Annotated in this window: 8 protein-coding genes and 3 pseudogenes; 4 read left to right on the forward strand and 7 right to left on the reverse strand. The window is 68.3% G+C overall.

Annotation, left to right across the window (positions count from 1 at the left end; translation table 11 throughout):
• Nucleotides 1–360, forward strand: a pseudogene (locus KBI5_RS26595) (alpha/beta hydrolase); the annotation flags it as partial.
• Nucleotides 361–364: 4 nt separating this feature from the next.
• Here the strand turns inward: KBI5_RS26595 and KBI5_RS21790 are convergent.
• Both KBI5_RS21790 and KBI5_RS21795 read right to left on the reverse strand, forming a co-directional pair.
• Nucleotides 365–786 (reverse strand): annotated as a pseudogene (locus KBI5_RS21790) (type II toxin-antitoxin system VapC family toxin).
• Entirely contained in the window at nt 783–1019 is a 237-nt protein-coding gene (locus tag KBI5_RS21795; RefSeq protein ID WP_035734508.1) for an AbrB/MazE/SpoVT family DNA-binding domain-containing protein, read from the reverse strand. Before KBI5_RS21795 ends, KBI5_RS21790 begins: the two are co-directional and overlap by 4 nt.
• A gap of 169 nt (nt 1020–1188) precedes the next feature.
• On the opposite strand from KBI5_RS21795, the gene KBI5_RS21800 reads away from it, so the two are divergent.
• From KBI5_RS21800 to KBI5_RS21810, 3 genes are all read left to right on the forward strand, one after another.
• Complete coding sequence (locus KBI5_RS21800; RefSeq protein ID WP_085016296.1) at nt 1189–1989, forward strand: phytanoyl-CoA dioxygenase family protein; 801 nt, start codon at nt 1189–1191, stop codon at nt 1987–1989.
• 66 nt (nt 1990–2055) lie between these two features.
• A complete protein-coding gene (locus KBI5_RS21805) occupies nt 2056–2562 on the forward strand; it encodes an alpha/beta hydrolase fold domain-containing protein (RefSeq protein WP_011436964.1) in 507 nt (168 codons plus the stop codon).
• A 102-nt stretch (nt 2563–2664) separates the two neighbouring features.
• Entirely contained in the window at nt 2665–2907 is a 243-nt protein-coding gene (locus KBI5_RS21810) for a hypothetical protein (protein WP_023842121.1), read from the forward strand.
• Here KBI5_RS21810 and KBI5_RS21815 read toward each other — a convergent pair.
• From KBI5_RS21815 to KBI5_RS28885, 5 genes and pseudogenes are all read right to left on the reverse strand, one after another.
• Nucleotides 2846–3445 (reverse strand): NYN domain-containing protein, encoded by a 600-nt coding sequence (locus KBI5_RS21815; protein ID WP_011436965.1) that lies wholly within the window; start codon nt 3443–3445, stop codon nt 2846–2848. The two genes, KBI5_RS21810 and KBI5_RS21815, sit on opposite strands and share 62 nt — an antisense overlap.
• Before the next feature lie 43 nt (nt 3446–3488).
• Nucleotides 3489–3701, reverse strand: a complete 213-nt coding sequence (locus KBI5_RS21820) for a GNAT family N-acetyltransferase (protein WP_049760921.1) — start codon at nt 3699–3701, stop codon at nt 3489–3491.
• Between the two features lie 172 nt (nt 3702–3873).
• Nucleotides 3874–4356 carry a hypothetical protein gene (locus KBI5_RS21825; protein ID WP_085016297.1) on the reverse strand — a complete coding sequence of 161 codons (483 nt, stop codon included), beginning with the start codon at nt 4354–4356 and terminating at the stop codon, nt 3874–3876.
• Nucleotides 4353–4664, reverse strand: coding sequence for a hypothetical protein (locus tag KBI5_RS21830; protein ID WP_011436967.1), 312 nt, complete (start codon nt 4662–4664; stop codon nt 4353–4355). The genes KBI5_RS21825 and KBI5_RS21830 overlap by 4 nt, the downstream gene beginning before the upstream one ends.
• Before the next feature lie 134 nt (nt 4665–4798).
• A pseudogene (locus KBI5_RS28885) lies at nt 4799–4894 on the reverse strand (Fe-S cluster assembly protein HesB); the annotation flags it as partial.
• Nucleotides 4895–4958: the final 64 nt, after the last annotated feature.

The following is a 4958-nucleotide window of genomic DNA, read 5'->3' on the forward strand; positions in this document are numbered from 1 at the left end:
GTCCGCGCCGTCGCAACGGTCAGCGGCCCCTATCCAATGCCGACCTGGGAGACGCTGCCGCAGTTCGCCACCGACACGCTGACGATCCGCTGCGGCGGCGCGGACGAGGCACAGCGGGTCGCCGCCGCTCTCGCGTACCCGGATCTGCCGGCATCCGTCCACCAGCCCCTGCTCGTCGTAGCTGGCGGAGCGGACACGTTGCCGACGCCGGACCAGGCCCGCCATGTGGCGGCCACCGCGCCCAGGAGAGAACTGCTGCTCGTGGCAGGCGGCGACCACCTGCTCGGAAACAGACGATGGGCCTGGTTGAACCGCACCGCCGACTGGCTGGCCGACCAGGCAACACCCTCAGGCCGCTGACCGGTCAGCAAACGATAATGACCTTTACTCCGACCGCGTCATAGGTTCCACGTGCCACGTGCCACGTGCGCGTGCATCCCTCGTCGCGAGGGCCAGGTCATGTTCCTTGACGGCCAGAGCCACCAGCCCGTCGTACACGGCGCCCCCAGCGATGCCAAGGCGGCTCAACGTCGTGTGAACCTTCTGGGCGTGTGAGCCGCTCAGAGCACACGGTGCCGTAAACCGCGCGTCGAGCAGGCGCGCGGCATCCGGCCCCGACAGTCTTGCGTCGCCCGGCAGTCTGGTGAGCACCGAGTAGGTCTCCGCCAAAGCATGCCCACTCAGCGTGAGCTCCCGCCCGTCCCACCATCGCACCACGTCCACGTGATGCGTATGCGAGCGCACCACGAGGGGAACCGCGACACTCGTGTCGACCGCGGTAGTCATCTGCGACCCGCGTCGATGAGGCCGAACAGGATCTCGTCATCAACAACCGTGTCGCCGGCCGCCACGAGCACGCCGTTCTCCTCCACGAGGCGCGCGGTCCTGCCAGCTGGCACGACCTGCACACCAGCGCCGTACGGCGAGATGTCCACCTTCGTACCCGGGAGCAGGCCCAGCGCGTCGCGGATGAACTTGGGCAGCACGATCCGACCTGCTTGATCGACGACAGCTTCCATGGGAAGGCGATACCAGTTCGATCCCATCACCATGYCTCGCAAGCCGCCGGTCCGCTGGTCGGGCAACCGTGCGGTCGACGTCGTCCCGGCCCGTGGGCCTCCTCCGCCGCACCCCGCGAAAACCATTTGAGTGATCGTCCCAAGTCGACGACGATCTGAGGCCGAGGTGATGGCCGCGGTGTCGACGCTGACCGACGAAGAGGTCCAGACATTCATCGACGAGGGCTTCGTACACGTCCGACGGGCGTTCCCGAGGGCCCTGGCAGACGCATGCCGTTCGATCCTGTGGCGCATGACCGGACTCGATCCCGCCGACCCGGCGAGCTGGACCCGTCCCGTCATCCGGATCGACGGAAGCGGAGAGGAGCCCTTCCGGCAGGCCGCCAACACACCACGGCTGCGCGCCGCGCTCGATCAGCTGGTCGGACCCGGTCGGTGGCGGCCACGCACCGGTCTGGGCACGTTCCCCATCCGCTTCCCGCACCCCGACGACCCCGGTGACGCCGGCTGGCACATGGACGGCTCCTACCTGCCGGACGGCGAAACGTGGTTCTGGCTGAACATCAGATCCCGCGGCCGAGCTCTGCTGATGCTGTTCCTGTTCTCCGACGTCGGCCCCGACGACGCACCAACCCGCATCAAGGCCGGATCACACCTCGACGTGCCGCCGTTTCTGGCACCCGCGGGCGAACGCGGCCGCAACGGACTGGAGCTGTGCGGACAGCTGGACGAGGCAGGCAAGCTCGACAGCCCCGACCGCCCGTTGGTCCTCGCGACCGGGCAGGCCGGCGACGTCTACCTCTGCCACCCGTTCCTCATCCACGCCGCGCAACGACACCGCGGGTCCGTTCCACGCTTCCTCGCCCAGCCGCCGCTGGACCCGGAGGGCCCCCTCGACCTGAATCGCGCCGACGACTCCTACTCCCCGGTCGAACTCGCCGTCCGCCAAGGGCTGGGTGYTGCCGAATAGGGTCCCAGACACTCGGAGTCGCCCCTCGGGTAGGTCGTCCCAGGCCAGGCGACGCCACGCCGGCCGATGTCGTCATCGCGGGCGACTCCGCCGGGCGGAGGCCTCGTTCTCAGCCTGCTGCACCGGCTACGTGATCACGGTGACAAGCTACCAGCTGCGGGGGTGCTCATCTCTCCCCTACTCGATCTCACCGGGTCCGGCGCCTCGTTCCAGGAGCGGGCCGATCAGGATCCAATCTTCAGCCCCGACCTCATCCGCGGCGTCGCGGAGACCTATCTGGGCGGCGCCGACCCCCGCGATCCCGCGGCGTCGCCGCTCTTCGCCTCCCAAGCGTGCCTCCCGCCACTGCTCATACAGACCGGGGGCGCCGAGATACTCCTCAGCGACTCCGAGCGTCTCGCCGCCGCGACCGCGGCCGGTACCGATGTCGTCCTGGACGTCGCCGACGAACTGCCTCACGTGTACCACGGCGCCGTTGACACCCCCGAGTCCATTGCCGCCGTCAGGCAGATCGCCGAGTTCGTTCACCGCGCGGACGAGCATCGTGGGGGCAGACCGTCTTCCACGGCCTGATCGCCCGATCAGTCGGGTCGCGTCTCTTCCGGTGCTGACGACGCGCCGCAAGTCGCGCACCCATGGTCGATCGGGAGAGAGTCGAGGCCCGAAAACGAGTCGATGACAACGACATCGCTGAACATCCCACCCTTCCCGCACCGGCCCGGCATGCACCATCTCGACTTCCGGGTGAAGCTCGTCGGCCACGATCCACGATGGCGGCAGTTCCTGCGGGATCCATGGCTGGACTACGACGCAGTCCGAGATGCGCTGATACCAGCGTCGGCGTACCACGACACGACTACGGTGCCCGGTGCGGGCTCGGCAGTGGCCACCGCGGCCGGCGGTCAACTCGCCGTGTAGTCGGTGTAGTCCCGACAGGCTCCGTAGTCGTCGGCGTCGAGGTAGTGGCACCACGGAAGCTGCGAGTCGGGAAAGCGAAGTCGGCTCGTGCCTTCCAGCTCGCGACCTCCACATGAGCACCAAGATCGCGGACGGGCTCAAGCGCGGGCACGAGGTCCGTGTCGCGGCTGAACAGGACACCGACGTCGTACGCGCCCTCGCAGGCAAGGCGCACGAAATCCACGGCGAATGCGACGTCGATACCTTTTTCCTGCGCGGGCTCGGCCGGCCATGCCTTCGGGTAGCGGAGCTGCCGGCGGACAACGACCACCCGAGGATCACGGGTCCAGCGGTCGGCCTGCCGGTCACTGGCCCTCGCGGCCTCCGGCTGGTGATCGGGGCTGGGACGGCCGCGGTAGACACGGACTGCCGCGAGCTCACCGCCGAGCGGTCGACCATTGACGATCCGCCGCGCCACGCGCACGGAATCAACATGACCATGCTGGCCAGGTGTGCCGGAGGGCAGGAACCTGCTGCGGCAGCAACAACGCGCGGCCATCCGCCTCGGCTCGATGAGCCAACACCCGCGCGGCCTGGTCGAGTCAGGTCAGGTAGATCCGAAACCCGGCGGCGGAATGGGTGAAGCCGACCGCCGCGTAGAAGGCGTGGACTTCCGACCGGTCGTTGCGGGACAGAAGCTGAACCTTGTAGCAGTTGGCGGCGCGAGCGGTATCGAGAACGTGGGTAATAAGCGTCTCGCCGACGCCGCGGGGCGGGTCTGGGCGTCGACGACCATGTTTTCGACGATCGCCCACGGCCGGCTGCCGTGCGTCAGGTTAGCGATGATCACTAGATCGGCGGGCAGCGCGGGCCGGATGCAGAGGCTGCTCATGACACCGATCGTGCAGCCGGCTCGCCGCACCGATCAAGGCCGCTGCTCGGCCGCTCGCAACGACGGAACGTCAGCCCAGAATCGCGAGGAGCGTCTCAGATCGGTTCGACGACGATGTCAGCGCGGTCAAGTGTGGCGGTGTAGGCGCCTATGTCGTCTGGGTCGCTGGTGAGGATCTGGGCCGGACCGTGAAGAGCAGCCGCGATGACGACCAGGGCGTCGATGACGTCCGGCCGCTTCTTCGGGGGAAGACTGGCCTCGGCGAGCATGGCCCCCGCCCGTTTGTACGAGTCGAGGGTGAAGGTTCTCGCGCAGGCGACGCAGCCGGCGGTGCTCGACATGCCGCGCATAGGGGAAGYGCTCTCCCGAGTCTGGGGCACGGTGCAGTCCTTCAGGTACTGGCTGAAGGCATGTACCGTCTTCGGGTCCGGTCGCCACGCCTGGGCAAGGACCGGTCCGATGACGACCGGCCGGTGCGGAGCCGCGCGTAAGCCGTGGTGGAGCAGCCGCGCCGCCGAGCTGTCTCGCAGGAGCGCCACGAGCATCCCGGCGTCATAGACGACAGTACGCGCGATCATGCGACGCTCGCGGCGTCCGATCCAAGCGCGCTGTTCAGGACCCGGCGGACGAGCGCCTGCTCGTCCAGGGTCAGGGCGTCGAACGAAGGCAGGTCCGTCTCAGGGACGCCGCCAGCCTGCTCAAGGGCTGCCTGGTTGCGCGCGTCGAGTGCCGCGAAGGTCGCCGTAGCGGCATCGTCGCGCGCCATCTGCGCGACGGCCGCCGCGATCATGTAAGCGGACACATCCATGCCTGCCGCCTCGGCGTGCATCCTGACCGCGGCCTGGACGTCCGAGGACGTCGAGATCGTGAACCGAATGTTTGGCATGCCGGTATCGTAACACAGCGTATTACGCTGTCGTAGTGATCAGGCCACGGGCCGCGATCAGCCAACGACCGGCGCCCGGGCTGAAGCAGGCGGCCGGCTCTGGGCTCCGCCTACCGGTCGTTCCTTGTTTGTCCGATTTGCCGATCAAGGACCATCCCCACCAGGAGCGCCAACGCATCGGACGTGATGAGGGCGTCCGCCTCTGGATCGCCGGACAGGTGCAGGCCCATGCCCGTCAGGGTATCCACGACGAATACCCCGCCGGACTGGTGCGTCCGGCGGGGTGGGGCGTCA

This window comes from Frankia sp. KB5, from assembly GCF_002099325.1.
Taxonomy (GTDB): Bacteria; Actinomycetota; Actinomycetes; order Frankiales; family Frankiaceae; genus Frankia; species Frankia casuarinae.